The organism is Chryseobacterium gallinarum, assembly GCF_001021975.1.
Lineage (GTDB): Bacteria > Bacteroidota > Bacteroidia > Flavobacteriales > Weeksellaceae > Chryseobacterium > Chryseobacterium gallinarum.
Genome location: NZ_CP009928.1, coordinates 1,162,499 through 1,184,481 on the forward strand (window position 1 = coordinate 1,162,499; position 21,983 = coordinate 1,184,481).

21 protein-coding genes are annotated in these 21,983 nt (G+C 36.0%); 9 read left to right on the top strand and 12 right to left on the bottom strand.

The features are described from left to right. Window positions 1-81 precede the first annotated feature (81 nt). Window positions 82-1,803, bottom strand: coding sequence for a ComEC/Rec2 family competence protein (locus OK18_RS05270; RefSeq protein ID WP_394331973.1), 1,722 nt, complete (start codon window positions 1,801-1,803; stop codon window positions 82-84). Window positions 1,804-2,493: 690 nt separating this feature from the next. Here OK18_RS05270 and OK18_RS05275 point away from each other — a divergent pair. Further along, complete coding sequence (locus OK18_RS05275) at window positions 2,494-3,069, top strand: DUF6705 family protein (RefSeq protein ID WP_053327341.1); 576 nt, start codon at window positions 2,494-2,496, stop codon at window positions 3,067-3,069. Between the two features lie 143 nt (window positions 3,070-3,212). Here the strand turns inward: OK18_RS05275 and OK18_RS05280 are convergent, their stop codons facing one another. Then, the gene (locus tag OK18_RS05280; protein WP_053327342.1) at window positions 3,213-4,304 is read right to left on the bottom strand and encodes a glycoside hydrolase family 99 protein; all 1,092 of its coding nucleotides are present in this window, start codon (window positions 4,302-4,304) and stop codon (window positions 3,213-3,215) included. 45 nt (window positions 4,305-4,349) lie between these two features. Next, window positions 4,350-5,456: a lipid-A-disaccharide synthase gene (gene lpxB / locus OK18_RS05285; RefSeq protein WP_053327343.1), complete on the bottom strand. Its 1,107-nt coding sequence runs from the start codon at window positions 5,454-5,456 to the stop codon at window positions 4,350-4,352. Between the two features lie 164 nt (window positions 5,457-5,620). Here lpxB and OK18_RS05290 point away from each other — a divergent pair, with 164 nt between their 5' ends. The 3 genes from OK18_RS05290 to OK18_RS05300 all read left to right on the top strand — a co-directional run bounded on the left by OK18_RS05290 (window position 5,621) and on the right by OK18_RS05300 (window position 8,132). Then, window positions 5,621-6,130: a DUF2480 family protein gene (locus OK18_RS05290; RefSeq protein ID WP_053327344.1), complete on the top strand. Its 510-nt coding sequence runs from the start codon at window positions 5,621-5,623 to the stop codon at window positions 6,128-6,130. Window position 6,131: 1 nt separating this feature from the next. Continuing rightward, complete coding sequence (locus OK18_RS05295) at window positions 6,132-7,391, top strand: protein O-mannosyl-transferase family (protein ID WP_053327345.1); 1,260 nt, start codon at window positions 6,132-6,134, stop codon at window positions 7,389-7,391. Window positions 7,392-7,472: 81 nt separating this feature from the next. Next, a complete protein-coding gene (locus OK18_RS05300; protein ID WP_053327346.1) occupies window positions 7,473-8,132 on the top strand; it encodes a DUF937 domain-containing protein in 660 nt (219 codons plus the stop codon). A gap of 55 nt (window positions 8,133-8,187) precedes the next feature. Here the strand turns inward: OK18_RS05300 and OK18_RS20850 are convergent, their stop codons facing one another. Both OK18_RS20850 and OK18_RS05305 read right to left on the bottom strand, forming a co-directional pair. Beyond that, window positions 8,188-8,307 (bottom strand): 30S ribosomal protein THX, encoded by a 120-nt coding sequence (locus tag OK18_RS20850; RefSeq protein ID WP_082129141.1) that lies wholly within the window; start codon window positions 8,305-8,307, stop codon window positions 8,188-8,190. A gap of 316 nt (window positions 8,308-8,623) precedes the next feature. Further along, window positions 8,624-10,018, bottom strand: coding sequence for an MATE family efflux transporter (locus OK18_RS05305; RefSeq protein ID WP_053327347.1), 1,395 nt, complete (start codon window positions 10,016-10,018; stop codon window positions 8,624-8,626). Between the two features lie 111 nt (window positions 10,019-10,129). On the opposite strand from OK18_RS05305, the gene OK18_RS05310 reads away from it, so the two are divergent. Both OK18_RS05310 and aspS read left to right on the top strand, forming a co-directional pair. Then, the gene (locus tag OK18_RS05310) at window positions 10,130-10,489 is read left to right on the top strand and encodes an ankyrin repeat domain-containing protein (RefSeq protein ID WP_050019576.1); all 360 of its coding nucleotides are present in this window, start codon (window positions 10,130-10,132) and stop codon (window positions 10,487-10,489) included. A 134-nt stretch (window positions 10,490-10,623) separates the two neighbouring features. Then, a complete protein-coding gene (gene aspS, locus OK18_RS05315; RefSeq protein WP_053327348.1) occupies window positions 10,624-12,378 on the top strand; it encodes an aspartate--tRNA ligase in 1,755 nt (584 codons plus the stop codon). A gap of 50 nt (window positions 12,379-12,428) precedes the next feature. Here aspS and OK18_RS05320 read toward each other — a convergent pair whose 3' ends face one another. Together OK18_RS05320 and OK18_RS05325 are read right to left on the bottom strand one after the other, a co-directional pair. Next, entirely contained in the window at window positions 12,429-13,700 is a 1,272-nt protein-coding gene (locus OK18_RS05320) for an adenylosuccinate synthase (protein ID WP_050019575.1), read from the bottom strand. Window positions 13,701-13,813: 113 nt separating this feature from the next. Next, window positions 13,814-14,383, bottom strand: coding sequence for a Crp/Fnr family transcriptional regulator (locus tag OK18_RS05325; protein WP_050019574.1), 570 nt, complete (start codon window positions 14,381-14,383; stop codon window positions 13,814-13,816). 146 nt (window positions 14,384-14,529) lie between these two features. On the opposite strand from OK18_RS05325, the gene ku reads away from it, so the two are divergent. The 3 genes from ku (at window position 14,530) to ligD (ending at window position 17,863) form a co-directional block, all read left to right on the top strand. Beyond that, window positions 14,530-15,315, top strand: a complete 786-nt coding sequence (ku, locus tag OK18_RS05330) for a non-homologous end joining protein Ku (RefSeq protein ID WP_053327349.1) — start codon at window positions 14,530-14,532, stop codon at window positions 15,313-15,315. Next, entirely contained in the window at window positions 15,315-15,920 is a 606-nt protein-coding gene (locus tag OK18_RS05335) for a DNA polymerase ligase N-terminal domain-containing protein (RefSeq protein ID WP_053327350.1), read from the top strand. The genes ku and OK18_RS05335 overlap by 1 nt, the downstream gene beginning before the upstream one ends. A gap of 71 nt (window positions 15,921-15,991) precedes the next feature. Further along, a complete protein-coding gene (gene ligD, locus OK18_RS05340) occupies window positions 15,992-17,863 on the top strand; it encodes a DNA ligase D (protein WP_053327351.1) in 1,872 nt (623 codons plus the stop codon). A 189-nt stretch (window positions 17,864-18,052) separates the two neighbouring features. On the opposite strand, the gene OK18_RS05345 is transcribed toward ligD, so the two are convergent. The 5 genes from OK18_RS05345 to OK18_RS05365 form a co-directional block, all read right to left on the bottom strand. Further along, the gene (locus OK18_RS05345; RefSeq protein WP_053327352.1) at window positions 18,053-18,898 is read right to left on the bottom strand and encodes a mechanosensitive ion channel family protein; all 846 of its coding nucleotides are present in this window, start codon (window positions 18,896-18,898) and stop codon (window positions 18,053-18,055) included. 320 nt (window positions 18,899-19,218) lie between these two features. After that, a complete protein-coding gene (locus OK18_RS05350) occupies window positions 19,219-19,953 on the bottom strand; it encodes an SDR family NAD(P)-dependent oxidoreductase (protein WP_050019571.1) in 735 nt (244 codons plus the stop codon). 146 nt (window positions 19,954-20,099) lie between these two features. After that, the gene (gene yajC / locus OK18_RS05355) at window positions 20,100-20,465 is read right to left on the bottom strand and encodes a preprotein translocase subunit YajC (RefSeq protein ID WP_050019570.1); all 366 of its coding nucleotides are present in this window, start codon (window positions 20,463-20,465) and stop codon (window positions 20,100-20,102) included. Between the two features lie 10 nt (window positions 20,466-20,475). Further along, window positions 20,476-20,985 (bottom strand): DUF1573 domain-containing protein, encoded by a 510-nt coding sequence (locus tag OK18_RS05360; protein WP_053327353.1) that lies wholly within the window; start codon window positions 20,983-20,985, stop codon window positions 20,476-20,478. 1 nt (window position 20,986) lies between these two features. Further along, complete coding sequence (locus OK18_RS05365) at window positions 20,987-21,892, bottom strand: transcription antitermination protein NusB (RefSeq protein WP_053327354.1); 906 nt, start codon at window positions 21,890-21,892, stop codon at window positions 20,987-20,989. Between the last annotated feature and the right edge of the window lie 91 nt (window positions 21,893-21,983).

Here is a 21,983-nt window from a genome sequence, read left to right on the forward strand (position 1 = left end):
TCTCACAATTAGCCAGTTTGTAATCTTTCTAAATAAGAGTAAAACACGTTATAAATAGAGAAAAACCCAAAATAAAATTCATTATTCTATATCATAAACCTTATTCATGAAAACAACTTTCTGTACCGTTTGCGGAAATGTTTTTATTTGAAAATCACTCAGCCTTCTAGAATAACAATAAGGATTAATGATAAACCGCTGAATTTTTTCCTGATCGCCCATATCCGAGATCCAGAAACAGACTTTATCTCCTCTTTTTACCGAAAAAATCTTCGTTTTACCAAAAGTATAAAACAATATCTCTTCCTTTTTATTTTCAAAGATATCAAACCCGGTCCGGATCATTAAAAAAGCCAGAACAGCCATCATCAATCTTGCAGTGTTTTTAAAATTCGTTTTGATAATGAAAGATCTTGAGAGATAAACTATTACAAAAACCAATAAGACTTCAATCAGATTCATTGAAATATTTTCAAAAAACAAAATATCTGGCTTTGCAAACCAATGAATAAGCTTAAGTACCAGATGAATTACAACATCATACATATTGCTGACAAAGTCTGGATTAATATTCAAAGCAATAAGGACTGTCATTAAGAAAGAAAGTACAATAATGATTTCTGAGAAAGGAACAATGACAAAATTGGCAACTATGGAAACCATAGAAAACTGGTGGAAATAGTACAAAACCAAAGGAAGTGTGGCCAGTTGTGCTGATAAAGAAATGGAAATGGTATTAAATATCAATTTTTTAAAATAATTATCCTGTATCGGAAAATAGCGTAACAGGGGTTGGTTTAACCAGAATATCCCCAGAACCGCCACAAAGCTCAGTTGAAATCCAATATCGAACAACTGCTGTGTATCCAGCATCAGGATAATCAATGCAGACAATCCCAGAGAATGCAGAAGATCTGGCTTTCTTTGAAGAATAACGTAAACAAAATAGATATTCAGCATCATACAGGAACGCAAAACCGAATTGCCAAACCCGATAAGCGCTGCAAATAACCAGATGAAAACCAGACTGGCAATAATACTATATCTTCGCTTTGATAAAGGAGAAAACCGTCTTAGCATAAAATAAAATATCCCGAAAATCACCACAATATGAGTGCCTGAAATAGCCAGTAAATGCATAAGCCCTGCTTTACTGAAGTCCTGTATGGTATCCGGATCCATGTCTGTTCTGTCTGCCAGAATGATTCCTTTTAAAAATTCTTTGGCTTTCCCGGACATGGCTGCAGCATCAATTTTCTTCAGGGCATCCAACCTTAATTGCCGGACTTTATCCATACCATCCGGATCAGTATTCTCAACGGATGAAATTTCGGATGAGGTATAGCACTGATATGAAATGTTTTTCCGGTTTAAATATCGTGCATAGTTGAATTGAAAATCGTATAATGGAGCTTTAGGTTGCACTACATAAGCTTTTGTCTTATAAAAATGCTTAAAATCCAATGTCTGATTTTCTTTCGGGATATAGATCAGAGAATGAAAAAGCCTGTTATCCGCCTTTACCGTTCCTTCATATTTCCTGGATTTCTCATTTGAATTTAATTTTCGGGAGATTTTGAAAATAATTTCTATCCTGTCTTTTGCAATTTCTCCGGCTTCAGGTAAAAAAGTATTATAAAAGTGCAGGATAATTCCCATTATAAAAAACAAAATCCCCAGCAAAATGTTTCTTATTACATGCAAGAAATAAGAATGAAAAAACAGGGAAATGATTATTCCCAGCCCTGAAATGATCAAAAAGTAAACAGCTTTCCGCCCCAGTAAAAACTGATCCTGAAACACAATTCCCAGAATAAAACACAGGGTCAAAATAAGAAGCGGCTGTTTGTTCAATTCAAATAATTATCTCACCAAAATAGGAAATTAATCTTTTCAATACAGGCTCCGGAATTATCAAATAATCTTATAAATCAGATTAAAAAGAACAATACAACACTTGATTTTATTCTAAGAAAATTAAATAAGAAATGACAAAAGCACCTTATAAGTAGTTTCATTCTTCAAAAAAGCTCCTGGTTTTTGATTATTGTTTTTTTAAACACTTTTCAACAATTGAAAATTACTTTCTATGGTGTTTATTACCTTACATTGTTTTGTTCTGCTACATAAAAAATCACATAATTGTGATAAAGGCAGTATATTTGAAAATATAAAATATTTATGATGAAAAAAACAACTCTCTGGCAGCTCTTGCTGGCAATTCTCACCTTTTTCTTTCACTCCTGTATTCATGATGAAACCTCAAAGACTTAACTGATTTTGGTAAGAATGGAAATACCTATATCAATCCCGATGGCACGATCAATAATTTAGGTGCTGAAATGTTATTTTTCAAGATGTTAAAAAGTATGGGATTGGATGGAAAAATTAATTTGCAAAGAATAGAACTTGACAACATAATACACATCATCAAACTAAACACCAGCAATCAACTCATTACAACATCTTGCTCTTAAATTAAATAATTAAAATATGGAAACAATAAATACTAAAACAAAAATATTATTCTTTCTTTTTACAATAAGCGTATTTTCTTGCAAAGCACAGCAATTACCATTAAACACTTCTTTAAAAAATATTCCTATGAATGCTTATGTAAAAGATTTGAATAATGAACTATATCAATATACAGGAGCTTATAAAACTAATTTTCAAGGAAAAGAAATTATTTTACATATAACAAAAGAGGAAAATAAATTAATGGACTATGGTGATCAAAAATTTTACAGAGATGCCTTAGTTATAAAATACATTGTTAAAAATTCTTCTGGTACAGTGTTGCAGGATACTAAAAATAATGCTACTTCAAAAATAGATTTTTTTAGTATCGGTACTAAACCTGATCAAAATAAGATAACATTCTCATATAGTGGTACAAATTGTAACGTTGGCTGGGGAAAAATTATTCTAAAAAAAATAAATGATACACAAATTTCCTGGGAATACCGTCCCAACGATATTATTCTGGATGACAGTAAGTGTCCTCCTGGAACAGACATTAATATTTATTTACCAGAGACAAAAGATTTAATTTTTACCAAGCAATAAAAAAGGCCGTCCACCATCTGTGAAAACAGCCTTTTTTATTAAATTTTTTGTATCTCTATCAAGAAGGGTTTCGTTTAAACGATGCTTACTCCATACTATTTAGTGTGGTACACTTTCATTTTATTCTAAGCTAATACATTAAACTATTTCTCCTTCAAAAACTGATCTGTCAAACGTTTAGTTTCTTTGATATAAAACCATGGATCTTTCCCATAGTCTTCATAAGTAAAACCTCCGGATTTTTTAGGAATTGCAGGTTCTATCTGTGTACCTTCATGCCATTCATTGAATGAAGTAATTCCGATAAAATCCGGATTCACTTTTGCTGCAGCATCAAACATATTTTTGTAATACCTGCCATTATCACGGTTTTTGAAATTCGCCTCATTCCATGGGCGGATGCGGGTGTCAGAATAGCCCGGGCCTACACAGGGAATAAAAATAAGATGGTGATCTTTCGCAAACCCGGAAAGGTAATCCCAATTAGAAGTGGTGCTGCCAAAAACAAATCCCTCACTCGCAAAATAAGTATAAAAGCCATCAAAACCGGATTTTTCAAAAAAAACATTATCATTCTTTTCTACCCATAATCCTATGTATAATGCATCCAGGTCGCTGTTCCTTACTGACATAGCTCCATCTTTGGAAAGCAATTTCATCCATTCTTCAGCAGGAATTTTATAGCTGTCATAAACATAGTATAAAGGTTTTCCATCTTTTTTATAGAAAGCATGATGACGGGAATATGTTTTCACAAGGTAAGAAAGCTGATCTTTCAGTTCTTTAATGGTTTTATAAAAAGGTTCTATGTGAAAAGCTATTTTCAGATTAAAACGGTCCGCCATATCCAGATATTTCATAACACTCTTATCTGTAAAAGAGTCTTTTCCTAACCAACTTATAACAACGACTCCAACACCTGCTTCTTTCATCATTTTCATATGCTCCTCTATAATTTTTGAGTCGTTCGAGCTATAATTGCCTAATGCCGGATAAAAGTTAGCCCCGATATCATCTCCGCCTTTATAATGTCCCAGATTATTCCATTTTGGATTACTCCAGTGAGGGATAATTTCATGGTTCCAATGTTGTAAGCTACCATCCGTTGTCTGATTCCCATACCAGCCATAATAGAATATCTGTAGCTGATCCCTGGATTTGTTTTTTTGTGCAAAGCTATTTGAGAAAAAAAATATACCAACAAATAGTAACAGATAACTTTTTAAATGATTCATTTATAATTTGACAATTTAAATTCTTTTTAGGAATGTGTGGTAACATTATATAACCTTCAAAATCACCTCAGCAGCATGATCGCTGGCACCTTTCCCACCTAGTTTTTCTCTCAGAAGGTCGTAATCGTTCAACACCTTGTCCCTTTTCTCTCCTGATAAGATCTTATGAAGTTCATCTACCAGATTTTTAGTATTCAAATCATCCTGGATTAATTCTTTTACTACTTCCCTATCCATGATCAGGTTAACCAGCGAAATGTAACTGATATTTTTCACAAGTCTTTTAGCAATAGCATAAGAAATCTTACTTCCACGGTAGCAGACCACTTCAGGAATATTCAATAAAGCGGTTTCTAAAGTAGCCGTCCCTGAAGTCACCAAAGCAGCTTTTGAACACCTCAGCAAATCATAAGTCCTATTGGAAACAAAGTGAACATTATCATCTACATATTTTTGGTAAAATTCTTTGGGAAGGCTTGGAGCTCCCGCAATAACAAACTGGTAATTTTTAAAATGTGGTCTCACCGAAAGCATTATTTCGAGCATTTTCTCTACTTCCTGTTTCCTCGACCCCGGTAATAAAGCAATAATTTCTTTTTCATTGAGCCCATTTTCTTTTTTAAAAGTCTCAATATTGATCTCCTGCAGACCGGAAATAGCATCCAGCAACGGATGCCCTACAAAATGGGAGTGTACTCCATGCTTTTTATAAAAATCTTCTTCAAACGGAAGAATTACCATCATTTCATCTACATATTTTTTGATAATTTCCACTCTGCCTTCCTTCCATGCCCAAAGTTGTGGAGAAATATAATACACAACCCTGATTCCGAGCTCTTTGGCAAATCTGGCAATTCTAAGATTAAAACCCGGATAATCTATCAGAATTAAAACATCAGGTCTGTTTTTCTGGAGGTCTTCTTTGCAGAATTTAATATTATTTAAAATGGTTCTTAAGTTCATAACTACTTCCAAAAACCCCATAAAAGCCAGATCACGATAATGCTTAACCAGAGTACCGCCCTGGGCTTTCATCAGATCTCCGCCCCAAAATCTGAAGTCCGCATCCGGATCTTTTTGTTTTAAGGCTTTCATTAAATTACTTCCGTGCAGATCACCGGAAGCTTCTCCTGCAATAATATAATATTTCATTTCTTCCGAAATCTTTTAATATGTGTTTAATATCCATAAAACACCTTTTCAGGCTCTGCATGATATTTAGTCCGGATCATGGGAGCTTTCTATGGTAAGGATAGAGAACAAATTAAATATATGTTGATCTTAATTTGTAAATTTGTTCAAAGATAATGATAAAAATGTCAGAAGAATTTGAAATCCGGAATAAAGTTGCAGAAAGCGGCCTTGTAAATTTTGACCTTACTACCCTGCTTCCAAAAGGGGAAAGAAAAGGTATTGACCTTAAAGATTTTCTTTTCCAGGAGATGATTCTGAAGGAGAAAGATTTCCGCGAAAAAGTAGACAGGATCAATGTGGAAGAGTATAAAGATGCTTATATATATATCTATAATTCTGTGGACACTATTATTCCTTTATGGGCATATTTTGTATTAACCGCAAAACTTACGGATGTTGCGAAAAAGATTGTGTTTGGGAGCCGTGAGGATCTGGAAGTAATTCTTATGCACAATGCTATTCAAACCTATGATTTTGAAGAAATGAGAGGAAAAAGGGTTCTTGTGAAAGGATGCTCTGATAAGGAAATTCCGGAAAATGCATACATAGAGCTCGTGGAACAGCTAAAGCCTATTGTAAAATCCTTAATGTTCGGAGAAGCCTGCTCGAATGTTCCTATTGTAAAGAACTAATATGGGCAAATATATATCTGCTGTATTTCTATTTTTTATTTTTCTGGGGATATATTATGCCGGAAGTTTTACAAAGATTCCTTTTGCTGACTGTGTAGGTTTTATACTAAATGCTGAAAAAGGAGGATGGACTAGTGTTGCTACAGCAACCAGTCATTTTCTATATATTAATACGGTTGTTTTAATTAAAACTCTAACCAGACTTAATGCCATTGAAGCAAGCCGCCTTTTGGTTATTATTTCGGGAGCCGCTACAGTATCCATCATTTTTCTTACAGTTAAAAGCATTACCAAAACAGAATGGATTGCGCTTACCAGTGCTTTTATTTTTGGCTTCAGCTTTTCTTTTTGGAGGAATGCCGAAATTGTAGAAGTATATACTTACAATTCCCTATGGGTAAGTCTTTTTTTCTTTTCGATGGTTAAAACTTTTTCAGAAAATAAAAGAAATTATATTATATTCAGCAGTCTGTTTTTAGGAATTAGTCTTTGGGTCCATATACAGAATATCCTCCTGATTCCAGCCTTATTAGTGTTTCTTTTTTATTTCAGACAACAGAAAAAATATTTTTATTCATCTTTATTTCTTTTTGCAGTATTGTTCTCGTCCTTGTTTATATTAAATATTTCCCAAGGATATCCGATCAATTCACCCTATTCATCAGACCAAGGAAATTGGGTAGAAGATTCTTTAAAAAAAGATACCATACAATATGTAAAAGACTTTTTCATCTCCTTTGTATACCTGTTTTATAATTTCAATTTTTTTATATTTTTTGGAATAACCGGAGCAATTTTATTATACAGGACAAACAGGAAAATGTTTTATGTTTTTGCTGCAGGATCTGTATGTGTTTATGGATTTTCTACCTTCTATGCTGTTTCTGATAATTATGTATTTTTTATTCCTTTCAATATTATTTTTGCTCTTTCTATTGGCTATGGTCTATCCTCTGCCAGATATTCTTCATTTGGAAGATATTCGTGGACATGCCTTTTCATTCCTTTGGCATATGTACTTTGTTTTCATATTGTACTTTCTACTGAAAGAGGAAAAGAAATTCATAATTTCAAAGCGTACAAAGGCGGACTGAATTATTATTTACTTCCATGGATGAATAATAATGTGGGCATTCTGGAATTCACTATTGATAAAAAACAAGCTCCGGAACCGATCCATTGGATGACAGCCAGCGCACTGGAATACATAGAATTATTAAAAAGCAAAGGATATACTGAAGAGGAGATAAAAAAACTTTAACAATAATTATGATCTGATACCATTTTGTGAGGCATATTTTTTGATAACTTTGGTTCAATTAATACATTAACAAACACAAACATGAGCTTAATCGACCTACTTACAGGGAACACCAGCAATCAGGTTGCTGAACAGGCTGAGAATAAATTCGGAATCAGCAAAAATCAGGTCATCGCCCTATTGGCAGTAGCCACACCTCTTATTATTTCCTATTTAAGAAATAAATCAAAGGATGCCAAAGAAGCAGAAGCTTTAAACAATGCTTTAGATAAAGATCATAACGGAAGTATCTTAAATGATGCATCACAGATTGAAGCAAGGCAGGCCGAAGGAGGGTCTATCCTTGATCACATATTCGGAGGACAAAAAAGCACAGTAGAAAATCAATTATCGCAGAATACAGGAATTTCAATAGACAAAATAGGTCCTGTCCTTGCTATGCTCGCTCCGGTTGTAATGGGCTATATCGGGCAGCAGAAGCAACAAAACAATGTAGGAGCAGGAGGTTTGGGAGACCTTTTGGGAGGTATCCTTGGAAATGCTTCCAATCAGGCTCAGGCCCAGCAATCCAATCCCTTGAATGACATTCTGGGAAGCGTGCTTGGAAATGGAGGCCAATCTCAGTCATCAGGAAATCCCCTGAACGATATCTTAGGAAGCGTTCTTGGTGGCGGAGGGAACAATAACCAACAACAGCAAGGAGGCTTAGGAAGCATTCTTGGAAATATTTTCGGAAAATAATTAATTTAATTTTTATAAAAAAAGACCAGAGAACTATTCTTTGGTCTTTTTATTTTTACTTTTTAGATTTTTCTTCAGAGGCTACAAAAGATTTTGATGCTTTTCTGGGTCTTCTTTTTCCATAATTGCCTGAGTGAATTTTACCTCTTCTCGTTTTTTTGTCTCCTTTTCCCATAGTAATAATATTTGTTGTAATAACGAAGTTAGAAAATATCGGTCTAAATTCCAACCTATTAAGTTGTTAAATTTTTATAAAAGAAAGGAAGATGGAAGATGGGAACTGAAAGTTATTGCAGTCTACAGAGCTATTAAAATTCAATTTTATTCATGTCTTCCAACCTGTTTAGTTCTGATTTAATCAGATTCGAAGCTGGGAAATGAAAGTCATGGTGGCTATAAAGAATAATTATTCGTCTGGTTTATCTTCTTTAAAGTAAAATCAATAATGCATTGACTGCAACTTCCAGCCTCTTTCTTCCAGCTTCCAGCTACTAAACCTTAACGGTCTTCCATTTTCCCCTTTTAAATAAAATAAAGGCTACTATCGTAATCAAAGTCTCTGCTGCCGGAATTGAAATAAAAACACCTTTAGGTCCCAAATCCAGATGTTTTGAGAGAAAATAGGCTAAAGGAATCTGAAACATCCAGAAGCCAAACAGGTTAACCCATGTAGGTGTCCAGGTGTCGCCGGCTCCATTGAAAGCATTAATCATCACCATTCCTATTCCATAAAATATAAATCCAATACTCATAATATGCAGCGCATTTTTAGCAAAATCTTTAATCTCCGCTTCCTGCGTAAAAAAGCTTACCAGGAAGTTTCCCAGGAAAATAAACAATAAACTTACAATTAACATGAAAATTACATTATACTTCACTGTTTTCATGACAGATTGTTCTGCTCTCAGCATTTCATTAGCACCCATATTCTGCCCTACCAGAGTGGAGGCAGCATTACTCAGTCCCCAGGCCGGAAGCATGAAAAACATCATCAACCTCAGCGCTGTCTGATATCCCGCCGATGCATTTTCACCTCCGGTTGTTGCCACAAGCTCAGCAAGGAAGATCCAGCTGCATGAAGCAATGACAAATTGGAAAATTCCGGGAGTTGCAATGTTTACAATAGATTTAATGAGTGGAAAATCGGGGGTAAAATAGCTCATCTTAATCCGGATCTGCGTATCTGCAATAAGGAGATGATACAGCTGATAAAGTACCCCAATACTCCTTCCTATTGTGGTGGCCAGTGCTGCACCGGTCAATCCCATTGCAGGAACAGGGCCCAGTCCTTTTATTAAAACCGGGCAAAGAATGATATTGGCAATATTGGCAATCCATAAACTTTTCATAGCTATAGTAGCATTTCCTGCCCCTCTGAAAATTCCGTTGATTAAAAATAAAAGCATAATAATAGTACTGCTTCCCATCATGATTCTTGTGAAATTTTTTCCATAAGCGGCGGCCTCTGGCTTTGATCCCATTAAAATCAGTATTTCTTCTGCATAGATTACACCTGCCAGGCTTAAAATAAAGGTTACAATGAATGAAACCAACACTACCTGTGCCGCACTCCTCGATGCCTGTTCAGGATTTTTCTCTCCTATTCTTCTTGCAACCAAAGCAGTGGCTGCCATACTCATCCCAATAGCAATAGAATACATGATGGAAAGAACCGATTCTGTAAGCCCAACAGTCTGAATGGCAAAACCGCTCTCCTTCAAATGTCCCACAAAATAGAGATCTACTAATGCAAATACAGACTCCATAGCCATTTCGAGCATCATGGGTATTGCTAAAAGAAGTACTGCACTCCGGATATTCACTTTCGTAAAATCGGTATCTTCTCCATTAAAAGCCTTTTTCAAAAAATCAATATATTTTGTCATTTTCCAATCAATAATTTAGATGAGATCAAAAATACAAATCCAATTATTATCAAAACTTAGCAATTGGTAATAAAATTTAATTAGATTTGTATATTCTTAAAAATAGTTCTTATGAAAAAAATAATCTCTATCACTTTTCTATTTGGATTGTTCTTATTCGCCAATATGCTTTCTGCGCAGCAGCTTACACAAGCGAAAATGAAAGCAATCAATTCTGATAATGTAGCTGCATTTAAAAAGCAATTTGCTCCGGGAGATTACAGCAAATGTTTCACAATTGGCCAGGAATCTTATAGCCCACTTGGCTTCAGTTCTCTATATGGAAGCCGTAATATCATCAATTTCCTTCTGGACAATAAAGTAGATATTAATAAAAAATGTAAAGACAAAACTCCATTACAATTAGCGGAAATGGGGAAAGGAGTGGAAACGGCAAAACTGTTGATACAGCGCGGGGCTGTCAGAAACTAAATCCTTTTAAAAATAAACAAGACTTCCGAAAGGAAGTTTTTTTGTTTATAAACCCTACAAAAATCTTATCTTTGCCAACGAAAAATTCAAGGTTCAAAACTGAACCTTAAACATTGAACTTTAAACAAATAATTATGTTTCGATCACACACCAACGGAGAACTATCTCTGAAAAATCTAAATGAAGAAGTTACACTATCAGGATGGGTACAAACGATCCGTGATAAAGGATTTATGATTTGGGTAGATCTTCGGGATCGTTACGGAATTACTCAGTTGGTTTTTGACCAGGACCGTTCTTCTACACAATTGATGGAAGAAGCTAAAAAACTGGGTCGTGAATTTGTGATTCAGGCTACCGGGAAAGTTATTGAAAGAGTCAGCAAAAACCCGAATATTCCAACCGGAGAAATTGAGCTTTTAGTAGAAAAGCTAACGATTCTGAATGATTCACAACTTCCTCCTTTCACCATTGAAGATGAAACGGATGGCGGAGAAGAATTAAGGATGAAATACCGTTATCTGGATATCAGAAGAAATCCGGTAAAAGATAAATTGATTTTCCGTCACAAAATGGCTCAGAAAGTAAGAAATTATCTGTCTGATGAAGGCTTCATTGAAGTGGAAACTCCTGTCCTAATCAAATCTACTCCGGAAGGAGCAAGAGACTTTGTAGTACCAAGCAGGATGAATCCGGGCCAGTTTTATGCATTACCACAATCTCCACAAACTTTCAAACAGCTTTTGATGGTAGGAGGTATGGATAAATATTTCCAGATTGTAAAATGTTTCCGTGACGAAGACTTACGGGCAGACAGACAGCCGGAATTTACACAGATCGACTGTGAAATGGCCTTTGTAGAACAGGAAGATGTGATGAATGTTTTTGAAGGAATGACCAAAACTCTTTTAAAGGACATTACCGGAAAAGAATTCGGCGATTTCCCGAGAATGACATTTGCCGATGCCATGAAGAAATATGGAAACGATAAACCGGACATCCGTTTCGGAATGGAATTCGTTGAACTTAATGAGCTGGTAAAAGGCAAAGATTTCAAAATATTTGACGACGCTGAACTGGTTGTAGGAATTAATGTTGAAGGATGTGCAGAGTATACAAGAAAACAAATTGATGAGCTTGTAGACTGGGTAAAACGCCCACAGATCGGAGCATCAGGTATGGTCTGGGTGAAGTTCCAGAATGACGGAGTGAAAACCTCATCGGTAAATAAGTTCTATAATGAAGATGATCTGGCAAAAATTATCGAAAAATTCGGGGCAAAAGAAGGGGATTTAATGTTGGTTCTTTCCGGAAACGAAAATAAAGTCAGAGCGCAGCTTTCTGCATTGAGAATGGAACTTGGTAACCGTTTAGGATTAAGAAAAGGAAATGAATTTGCGCCACTTTGGGTGGTTGATTTCCCTTTACTGGAATGGGATGAGGAAACACAAAGATACCATGCGATGCACCACCCTTTCACTTCTCCAAAACCGGAAGATTTCCATTTGCTGGAAACAGATCCCGGAAAAGCAAGAGCCAATGCTTATGATATGGTTCTGAACGGAAATGAAATCGGAGGAGGATCTATCAGAATTTTTGATAAAGATCTTCAATCAAAAATGTTTGATCTTTTAGGATTCTCGAAAGAAGAAGCAGAAGCCCAGTTTGGATTCCTGATGAACGCCTTTAAATACGGAGCTCCTCCACATGGTGGTTTAGCATTCGGTTTTGACCGTCTGGTAGCTATCCTCGACGGGAATGAAGTCATCAGGGATTATATTGCGTTCCCTAAGAATAATTCAGGCCGTGATGTTATGATTGATGCTCCGGCACCGATTGCTGATACACAACTGGATGAACTGGAATTAAAATTGGATTTGAAAGCATAAATGAAAAGCGGGGCATTGCCCCGCTTTTTCATTGAAGTATATTGGTTTATTTATTTCATTGTTAAAATCTGCTCTCTTCCGGGCCCTATAGAGAGATACCCCACAGGAATCTCTAATTCTGCTTCCAGAAAAGTGAGAAAATCCATAAGTTCTCTTGGCAATTCAGAAACGCTTTTTATTTTTGAAAAATCAGCTTTCCAGCCGTCCATCCATTTCAATACAGGTTTAGCATTTTCAGGAAGTGCAGAAGCGATTGTTTCAATACTACCATCTTCCGATTCATAGTGGGTACAAACAGCCACCGATTTCAAACCAGATAAGACATCAGCTTTAGTGAGAACCAGCTGAGTAACTCCATTGATCATTACCGCATACTTTAATGCCGGCAGATCCAGCCATCCTATTCTTCTCGGACGTCCAGTATTAGAACCAAATTCATTCCCTTTCATTCTGAGCTCATCTCCAAATTCATCTAAAAGTTCCGTGGGGAATGCTCCGTTTCCAACTCTGGTACAATAAGCTTTTGCAATCCCGTAAATATCACCGATCTTTTTAGGTGAAACACCTAAACCGCTGCTGGCCCCTGATGCCGTTGTTGAAGAAGATGTTACATACGGATAGGTACCGTGATCAATATCCAGCATGGCAGCCTGGGATCCTTCTGCCAGTATTTTTTTACCTTGCGACAAGGCTTTATTAAGATAAATTTCAGTTTCCGTACAATTGAAATTCTTCAGAAAATCTACTGCATCAAAAAATTCTTTACTGATCTCTTCTAAAGCAGGCAGTACAATCATTCCTTCATCTTTCAGCATCCTGTAATCTCTTTCCAAAATATGCTGGGCCCTGTTTTGAAAATCAGAAAAAAAGATATCCCCTACTCTAAGATTCTGTCTTAATATTTTATTTGAATATGCCTGGGCAATACCATTCTTCGTGGTTCCGATGGTAGTGTACGCCGGATTTTCTTCCATAAAAATGTCCAGGAGCCTGTGAGTAGGCATTACCAGATGTGCTTTTTTCGAAATGATGATATTATTTTCCGGTTGAGCGGTTGTATCAAATATCTGAAGATTCAGAATTTCTTTTTTGAAACTTACAGGATCAATAACAGTACCTGTTCCGATAACATTCTGTACCTCTTTCATAAAGATCCCTGAAGGAATCATTTTGAGTGTGATTTTACGTCCGTTTCGTTCTATGCTATGCCCTGCGTTAGCTCCACCGTTAAAACGGGCTGTAATGTCATATTTTTCGCTGATGAGATCAATAAATTTTCCCTTTCCTTCATCTCCCCACTGCAATCCTAATACAATATCCATATATTTAATTTTATAATGCAAAGCTATGGCAGTTTGAAAGGCAGGCCATTGTCATTTGACAAAAACGCTTTTTTATCAAATACTATGATTTCTTTATTGAATTCCTAATGATACTATACAATATTTCTCCTGATCCTGCTTAATGATGAAGGAGTAACCCCAAGGTAAGATGCCAGCATTGACTGTGGTACCCTGTTGGCGAGCCCCGGATAATGGTTTAAAAAATGGATATAACGGGATTTGGCATCCTGATTCAGCATAATACTGGCCACCTTAAGTTTATTTTCTGCTACAAAACCATGAATCCTGGCAAACAGTACCGGCCATATGGCGATCTCTCTTTCCAGCACTTTAAAGTAATCAAGATCTATCACGAGCAAGACCGAATCCGTAATTGCTTCAATATATTCATGAGCAGGAAGCTGATCCGTAAATCCCTGAAAATCTCCGATAAATCTCCCTTCATAAATAAAATACCGGGTAAAATCATCCCCTTGTTTATTATAATACAGGGACCGGAATACCCCTTCTTTCACAAAAGCAATTCTTTGGCTCACTTTCCCGGCTTCTACAAAAGGTGTTCCTTTCCGTATCTTTATTTCCTGAATTCCTTTAGCAATCAAAAGCTCATCCTGCTCATTGAGAATACCAAATTTTCTGATGTAATTAAAAAGTTCTTCCATGCTTTGTTTTATCCATAGATTCTCGGAAGATAAAGGTATTAAAAGTAGTTTGTAAATACAATTGTCATTTGGCAACAAAGCACATGAAACACACTTCTCCTTTTCTAACGGCATATTAATTGCTTGATTTTTAAAAACGTAAGACAATGAAAGCAATTTGGAACGGCGCTATTGGCTTCGGTTTAGTAAACATTCCCGTAAAAATTTATTCTGCTACAGAAACTACTAAATTGGATCTTGACATGCTCGATAAATCCGATTTTTCCAACATCAGGTTTAAAAGAGTCAATGAAAATACGGGAAAAGAAGTAAAATGGGAAAATATCGTTAAAGGTTATCTCATGGATGATAAATATATCGTTCTTGATGAAGAAGACTACGAAGCAGCAAGCCCTGAAAAAACAAAAATACTCTCTATTGATCAATTTGTAAAGGAAGATGAGGTAGATAGTGTATATTTTGAGACTCCTTATTATCTGGAACCCCAGAAAAATGGTGAAAGTGCCTACAGGCTTTTATTAAAAGCCCTCGAAGAAACCGCAATGGTAGGTATTGGTACTTTTGTTCTTCGTGATACTGAAGCTATCGGAATGATACGTCCTTATAACGATGAAATACTGGTTTTGAACCGTTTGAGATTTGATCAGGAAATCCGGGATTATGCAGATTTAAAAATTCCTGCCCGTAAAGCTCCTAAACCTGCAGAATTGAAAATGGCCGTGAGTCTTATACAACAGCTGTCCCAGGAGTTTGATCCTACTATGTACAAAGATACTTATTCTGACGAACTTCTTAAGATCATCAAACAGAAAGCAAAAGGCAAAAATGTTAAAGCCAGAAAGACTGAAACAGCAAAAGAAGGTAAGGTAATAGATCTTATGGCTCAATTAAAAGCAAGTCTCAATCATTCCAAATCTAAATCCGCATCGTAATGGCTCTTAAAGATTATCATAAAAAACGGAAGTTCGATGAAACAAGCGAACCTAAGGGGAAAACAAAAAAAAGTAAGAATAAGCTGATTTTTGTAATCCAGAGGCACGCAGCGACAAGACTCCATTATGATTTCCGATTGGAAATGGAAGGAGTATTAAAAAGCTGGGCTGTGCCTAAAGGCCCGTCGTTGGATCCCAAAGATAAAAGATTGGCGATGATGGTAGAAGATCATCCGTATGATTATAAAGATTTTGAAGGGAATATACCTGAAGGCAACTACGGAGCCGGACAGGTAGAAGTCTGGGACAGCGGAACCTATGAGCCCATTGAAGTAAATGCCAATAGCTCTGATGAAAAAGAGTTGCTGAAAGAATTACATGAAGGCTCCCTAAAATTTATTTTACATGGTAAAAAGCTGAAAGGAGAATTTGCTTTGGTTAAAATGAAAAACTCTGAAGAGAACGCCTGGCTTCTGATAAAACATAAGGATGAATATGCAGAAAGCCCGTATGATGCTGAAGAAAACACCTCTCCGAAATCAAAGGTGACTCAATTTTTAGAGGAAAAAAAAAGCCTGAAAAAAAGCGAAAAAAAGAAGTCGTAGTTTCTGAAAAGCCTTTCAAAAGCTTCAATACTTTAACGAATGAAAAGAAATTAAAAGGATTTGTCAGACCTATGCTTGCTAAACTTACTGAGAAAGCATTCGATGATAAAGACTGGATCTTTGAAATAAAATGGGATGGCTACAGGGCCATTGCTGACCTGAGGCATGATCAGCCTCTCTTCTATTCCCGGAATGGAATTTCATTCTTATCGAAGTTCGACATGGTAAGCCGGGATTTTATCCATCAGAAACACCAGATGATCCTGGATGGAGAAGTGGTCTTGTATGATGATCAGGGGAAACCTAACTTCCAGCTTTTACAACAAATACAGGATAATCCCAACCCCGCCCTCGTTTACCAGGTTTTCGACCTGCTATGGCTGAATGGACATTCTACGGAAAACCTTCCCCTTATTCAGCGGAAGGAACTTTTAAAAGAAGCTCTTGTTGAAACCGATACTATTAAATATTGTGATCATATTCCGGAAAAGGGGATTTATTTTTTTGAACAGATGAAAAAAATGAAACTTGAAGGAATGATCGCCAAACGGGCTGACAGCCTATATATCGAAAATCACAGGACAAGCGACTGGCTTAAAATCAAATTTTCCAGCACAGAAGACGTTATTATCTGCGGCTTTACAGCTCCCAGAGGCTTGCGGGAAAGTTTCGGAGCTCTTATCCTCGGAAAATACATTGATGGAAAACTGACGTATTGCGGCCATACGGGAACGGGTTTTAATAATACTTCTTTAAAACAGCTTTACGAAAGACTCCGGAAGCTGGTCATCAAAACGTCTCCGTTTGAAATAATTCCTAAAACCAATATGCCGGTAACCTGGACAAAACCGGAACTGGTATGTGAAATCAAATATTCCGAAATTACCAAAGACGGTATCTTCAGACATCCCGTTTTTGTAGCCGTCCGTGAAGACAAATCTCCTGAGGAAATTACAGATTCACCCATCAACGAAAAACCAAACGAAATGAAAGCTAAAGCACCTTCAAAAAAAACGAAAGTCTCAGAAAAAGAAAAAGAAATCACCCTGAATAAACATATTGTGAAACTGACCAATCAGGATAAAATCTATTTTCCGGAAGATGGCATTACTAAAGGGGACGTCATAGAATATTATCAATCTGTAGCCTCCTATATTTTACCTTATCTGAAAAACAGACCTCTTTCTCTCAACCGTTTTCCCAATGGTATTGAAGAACAAAGCTTTTATCAGAAAGATGCCGGAGAAAATATTCCCGACTGGATCCAGACAACACAGGTGTATTCGGAATCCAATGATAAGTATATTGATTATATTTACTGTAATGACAAAGCAACATTGGCTTATCTGAACAACTTGGGCTGTATTGATCTTAATCCCTGGAACAGTTCATTACCCGATCTGGAGCATCCCGATTATCTGGTGCTGGATCTTGACCCTTCCAAAAAGAATACTTTTGATGATGTGATCGAAACGGCTCTTCAGATCAATGAAGTTTTAAATTCCATTACAATAAAAGGCTATTGCAAAACTTCAGGAAGCACCGGAATCCATATTTATATTCCGATGGGAGGAAAATATGATTTTGACCAGGTAAAAGATTTTGCACATATTCTGATGAAACAGGTCAACGAAAAACTTCCTAAAATCACCACCTTGGAAAGAAGTCTGCAAAAAAGAGATCAGAAGAAAATTTATCTTGATTATCTTCAGAACAGAACCGGACAAACCCTGGCCAGCGCTTACAGTTTGCGACCAAAGCAAGGGGCATCCGTATCAATGCCTCTGGACTGGGATGAGCTTAAGCTAGGGGTAAAGCCCACAGATTTTAATATTCATAATGCACTGGACAGGATCAAAGATAAAGGTGATCTTTTTAAACCGGTACTGGGCAAAGGAATTGATATGATGAAGGCACTGGAATTATTACAGAATATAGAATAATTCAAAAAGCTTATCCTCATTATTTGTCTGTTATTAAGCTGTTCCAATGATAAACTCTTGAAGTTAAAGGGTTAAAATCCCGATTTTCTCTTGGTATCTAACCCCAGGAAAAGGAAATATGTCATCCTTATAAAAATCCTGCATCAGATAATGCAGGATTTCTTATGATCATTATTACATATTGTATAATTACTTATTATAAATATGAACATCTCTTTGGGGAAAGGGAATACCAATTCCGGCTTTATCAAGAGCTTCTTTACAATCTATGATAAGTTCTTCGTTCATGGACCAGAAATTTTCAGAAGTGGTACTTACTCTTACTGATAAATTTACGGCACTGTCTCCAAGCTCAGTTACCACTACCTGTGGAGCAGGTATTGCTAATGCATATTGATTATTTTTTATAACATTCATCAGAATTTCCTTGGTCTGCTTAAGATCAGCATCATAGGCAACTCCGATATCCAGAGAAGTCCTCCGGGTTCCCAGCTGCGTAAAATTCGTAATGCTGTTATTGGAAACAACACCGTTGGGAATAACGATCAAGTGGTTTTGAGGAGTCACCAATCTTGTATGAAAAATATCAATGGATTGTACAGTCCCTGATACTCCGGAATTGGTAGAAATAAAGTCTCCTATTTTAAATGGTTTTAATAATAAGATAAGGATTCCTCCTGCAAAATTGGTCAGGGATCCCTGAAGTGCCAAGCCTACTGCCAATCCCGCAGCACCAATCATTGCTACAAATGCAGAAGTCTGTACACCTAATTGAGTAACAACTACGATAAAAAGCAAAATATTAAGCCCCCAATTGATAATATTCAAAAGGAAAAGCTGTAATGAAGCTTCCATATTACGTTTTTTAAAGCCTTTTTCAGCAAGCTTCTTGATCATCCTGATCAGCCATGATCCGATCACATAAATCAATAAGGCAGAAATTACTGCCGTAATAATCCTCGGTGCCCAGGAAATAGCTGAAGATATTAACGTGTCCCAATGTTGCTGAATCTTGCTCAATTCTAAATCATCCATCTTTATTATTAATTTTACTGTTTTTATACGAAAATATTGATTATTCATTCTTTTACAGCAGGCGTTTAATATAAAATTGAGCTACTTATGGATAGTCATTACAATACATCAACCTTAACTTTTCTGTTAAAGTGTATAGTTATTAATTGTAAATAGATTGATTACAGAACAGGTTGCCCTGTTTTACTCATGATCATAAAAAACCGAATCTTACTGAAAAGAAATAATCGCTTCTACAGTAACAAAAAAAATACCGAAGTTCGTTTTTTAGAAAATTTAACACTCATATTATGTTGTAACAATAAAATGTCATACCCGATTTAAGGAAGCTTTGCCACTAAACTTTCCGGAAGTATTTTCAGGATAAAATAAATAATTTTCCATTTAAAATTAGGAACAATGGTAAAAGAATTTCCGGCATTGACAATAAATTTGGCTACATAATCCGGTTCCATGATCAGGGATTCATTGAGCTGTAATCCTTCGTTAATCTTTGTTCTGATATAGCCGATAACCAATGCATTGACGGTTATTCTTCTGAAAGCAAGCTCTTGCCTTAATCCAGCCAGATATTGGGTAAATGCAGCTTTTGTGCTTCCATAAACAAAATTGCTTTTCCTTCCTCTGACCCCGGACAATGAGGAAAGCCCGATAATCCGCTCCAGGTTTTTATTACTCTGATCCATTGCAATAATATTCAGAATAGAGACTCCTCCCATGTAATTAACCTCCATCATTTGCTTTGCCCCTTTAAAATCAGTTAACGCCTCCTGGTTATCTACGAGAAAACCGGCAGCATATACCACGATGTGAGGTTTTGCAGGAAGCTGGTTATAAAATGACTGATGAGAATCAAAATCTGCTGCATCAAAATACAAAACGGTGATCTTTGACGGATCTAAATGACTGGCTGCCACAAAATCTTTCAGAGATTTTGTATTTCTTGAAGCAGCTATCACCGAAAATCCTTTTTGAATGTACTGCCTGATACATTGTTTTGCTACATCTGAATTAGCTCCCAGAATAAGAACAGTTTTGTTTGTGTTTTGATTCATGGGACAAAGATAATTTTTATTACACGTTAATCCATGAATGTCTTACAATAAACACAAAAACAGATATATGGTTTTTTATTTCTATAAAAAAACTTCGGCGGGTGAACTTTGTTCACCCGCCGAAGCTATCTGTTTTTCAAACTGAATTATTTCTTTTCTTCAGTTTCTGTTTCTTTTTTATCAGTTGGCTTTTCAACATTTTTTGCTTTATCTCCGAAACGGCTTTCTGTCATTTCCCTGGAAACAGCTGCTTTTTCGAATTTCAATTTTCCGGATAACGTTTCAATCACAAAACCATCATCCTGTATCTGGGCAATTCTCCCGTGAAGTCCGGATGTAAGCACAACTCTTGTTCCTACTTTCAGGTTTTCCTGAAAATTTTTCTCCTGCTTCTGCTTTTTCATCTGGGGTCTTATCATAAGGAAATAAAACCCTACAAACATCACACCCATCATGATCAGCATCATTGATGAAGAACCTTGTGGCTGTGCCTGTAAAAATAATGTCAACATATTTTTAAAATTATGGTTGAATGTTCGCAGTGAACGTTAATTTGATTGGAGATTTCTCTACGTTTGCATAAACATCTGCATATTTCTGAACGTTTCCATCGAAGCTTGAAGAATCAAAATGCAAAGTAATCTTTCCTTTTTTACCTGGCATGATAGGCTCTTTTGTAAAGTCAGGAGCTGTACATCCGCATCCCGGTTTTACCTCAGAAATAATCAATGGATTTTTTCCTGTATTGGTAACTTCATAGATATGCTCTACCTTATCTCCTTTTTTGATTTTACCAAAATCGAAGTTGCTTTCAGATAAAGCAACAGTAGTGGATGGCTGATTAGAAGCCGGAGTTTCTGGTGTAGTTCCTGCTACAGGAGCTGCAGTAGAATCTGTGGTTACCGAAGTGGCAGCAGCAGTAGAATCAGAAGCTACTGCTTCAGAGCTTTGAGTTTCCTTGTTCTCTTTTTTACATGAAACTAAACCAAAGCCTATGATTGACAAGGCGATAATTGATAACGTCTTTTTCATTTTATATTCTATTTTGATCTTTACAATATTTATCTAAAATACCATTAATGAAGATATTTGAACGGTCCGTGGCAAATACTTTGGCAATTTCAATATATTCATTAATAATTACTCTTGAAGGAGTGAAAGCAAAATTATCAAGTTCAGTAATCGCTGTTGACAAAATCACTTTATCCATTAAAGAAACTCTCTCCAGATCCCAGTTTTCCAATCTTTCTTCCAATTTTTTCTCATTGTTTTCCCAATTGTTCAGGGTATCTCTCAACAGCTTTGCAGCAAAGGTCTTATCATCCTCATCTTTAATCATCTTAATTAAAGTTCTGCTTTCTTCATCTTCTCTCAGGAATCCGATTGTTTTTTGTACCATTGAATTCGCGATGTGAATATCATCATACCATGAAAGTTCCTTATCCCCTAAATAATCATGAAAATCTTCATTTTCGGCAATATATCTCAAAAATAATTTTCCGATGAATTTCTGATCTTCTTCAAAAGAATAGGTGTCTTCTTTCATAAAATCCTGATAACGTTTTCCGGCAGTAATTCTCTGGAAGGTTTTTACCAACAAATCATCGTGCATATCCCATTTCAGCTGCTTATGCTGACCTGTAAAGAATAATCTTTCCGGGTTTTCTTCCAGCTTAATGAGTACCTGATTGTTGATAAATTTCTGGTTAGGATTAATATCAGCATCAGTTTTAAGATATTTGTTTTTACCAATTTCAATCTGATGTTCTGCCAATTCTTTTAAGGCTACTAAAAAATTGAGCTCATAGATATAGAGATAATAGATTTTCTCTATTCCAGTGAACATGTTTTTCTCTAAAACATCAAATTTTACAGGATTCTGATAATATGAATACACTGTTTGTACTACTTTTTCACGGATTTGTCGTCTTCCTAACATTCAAAGAGCTTTTTTATGCGTGCAAAGATACAAAATTTAAAATTGATGAAATTCGTAGTATGACGACATTTTTGTAATTTTGTAAAACTAT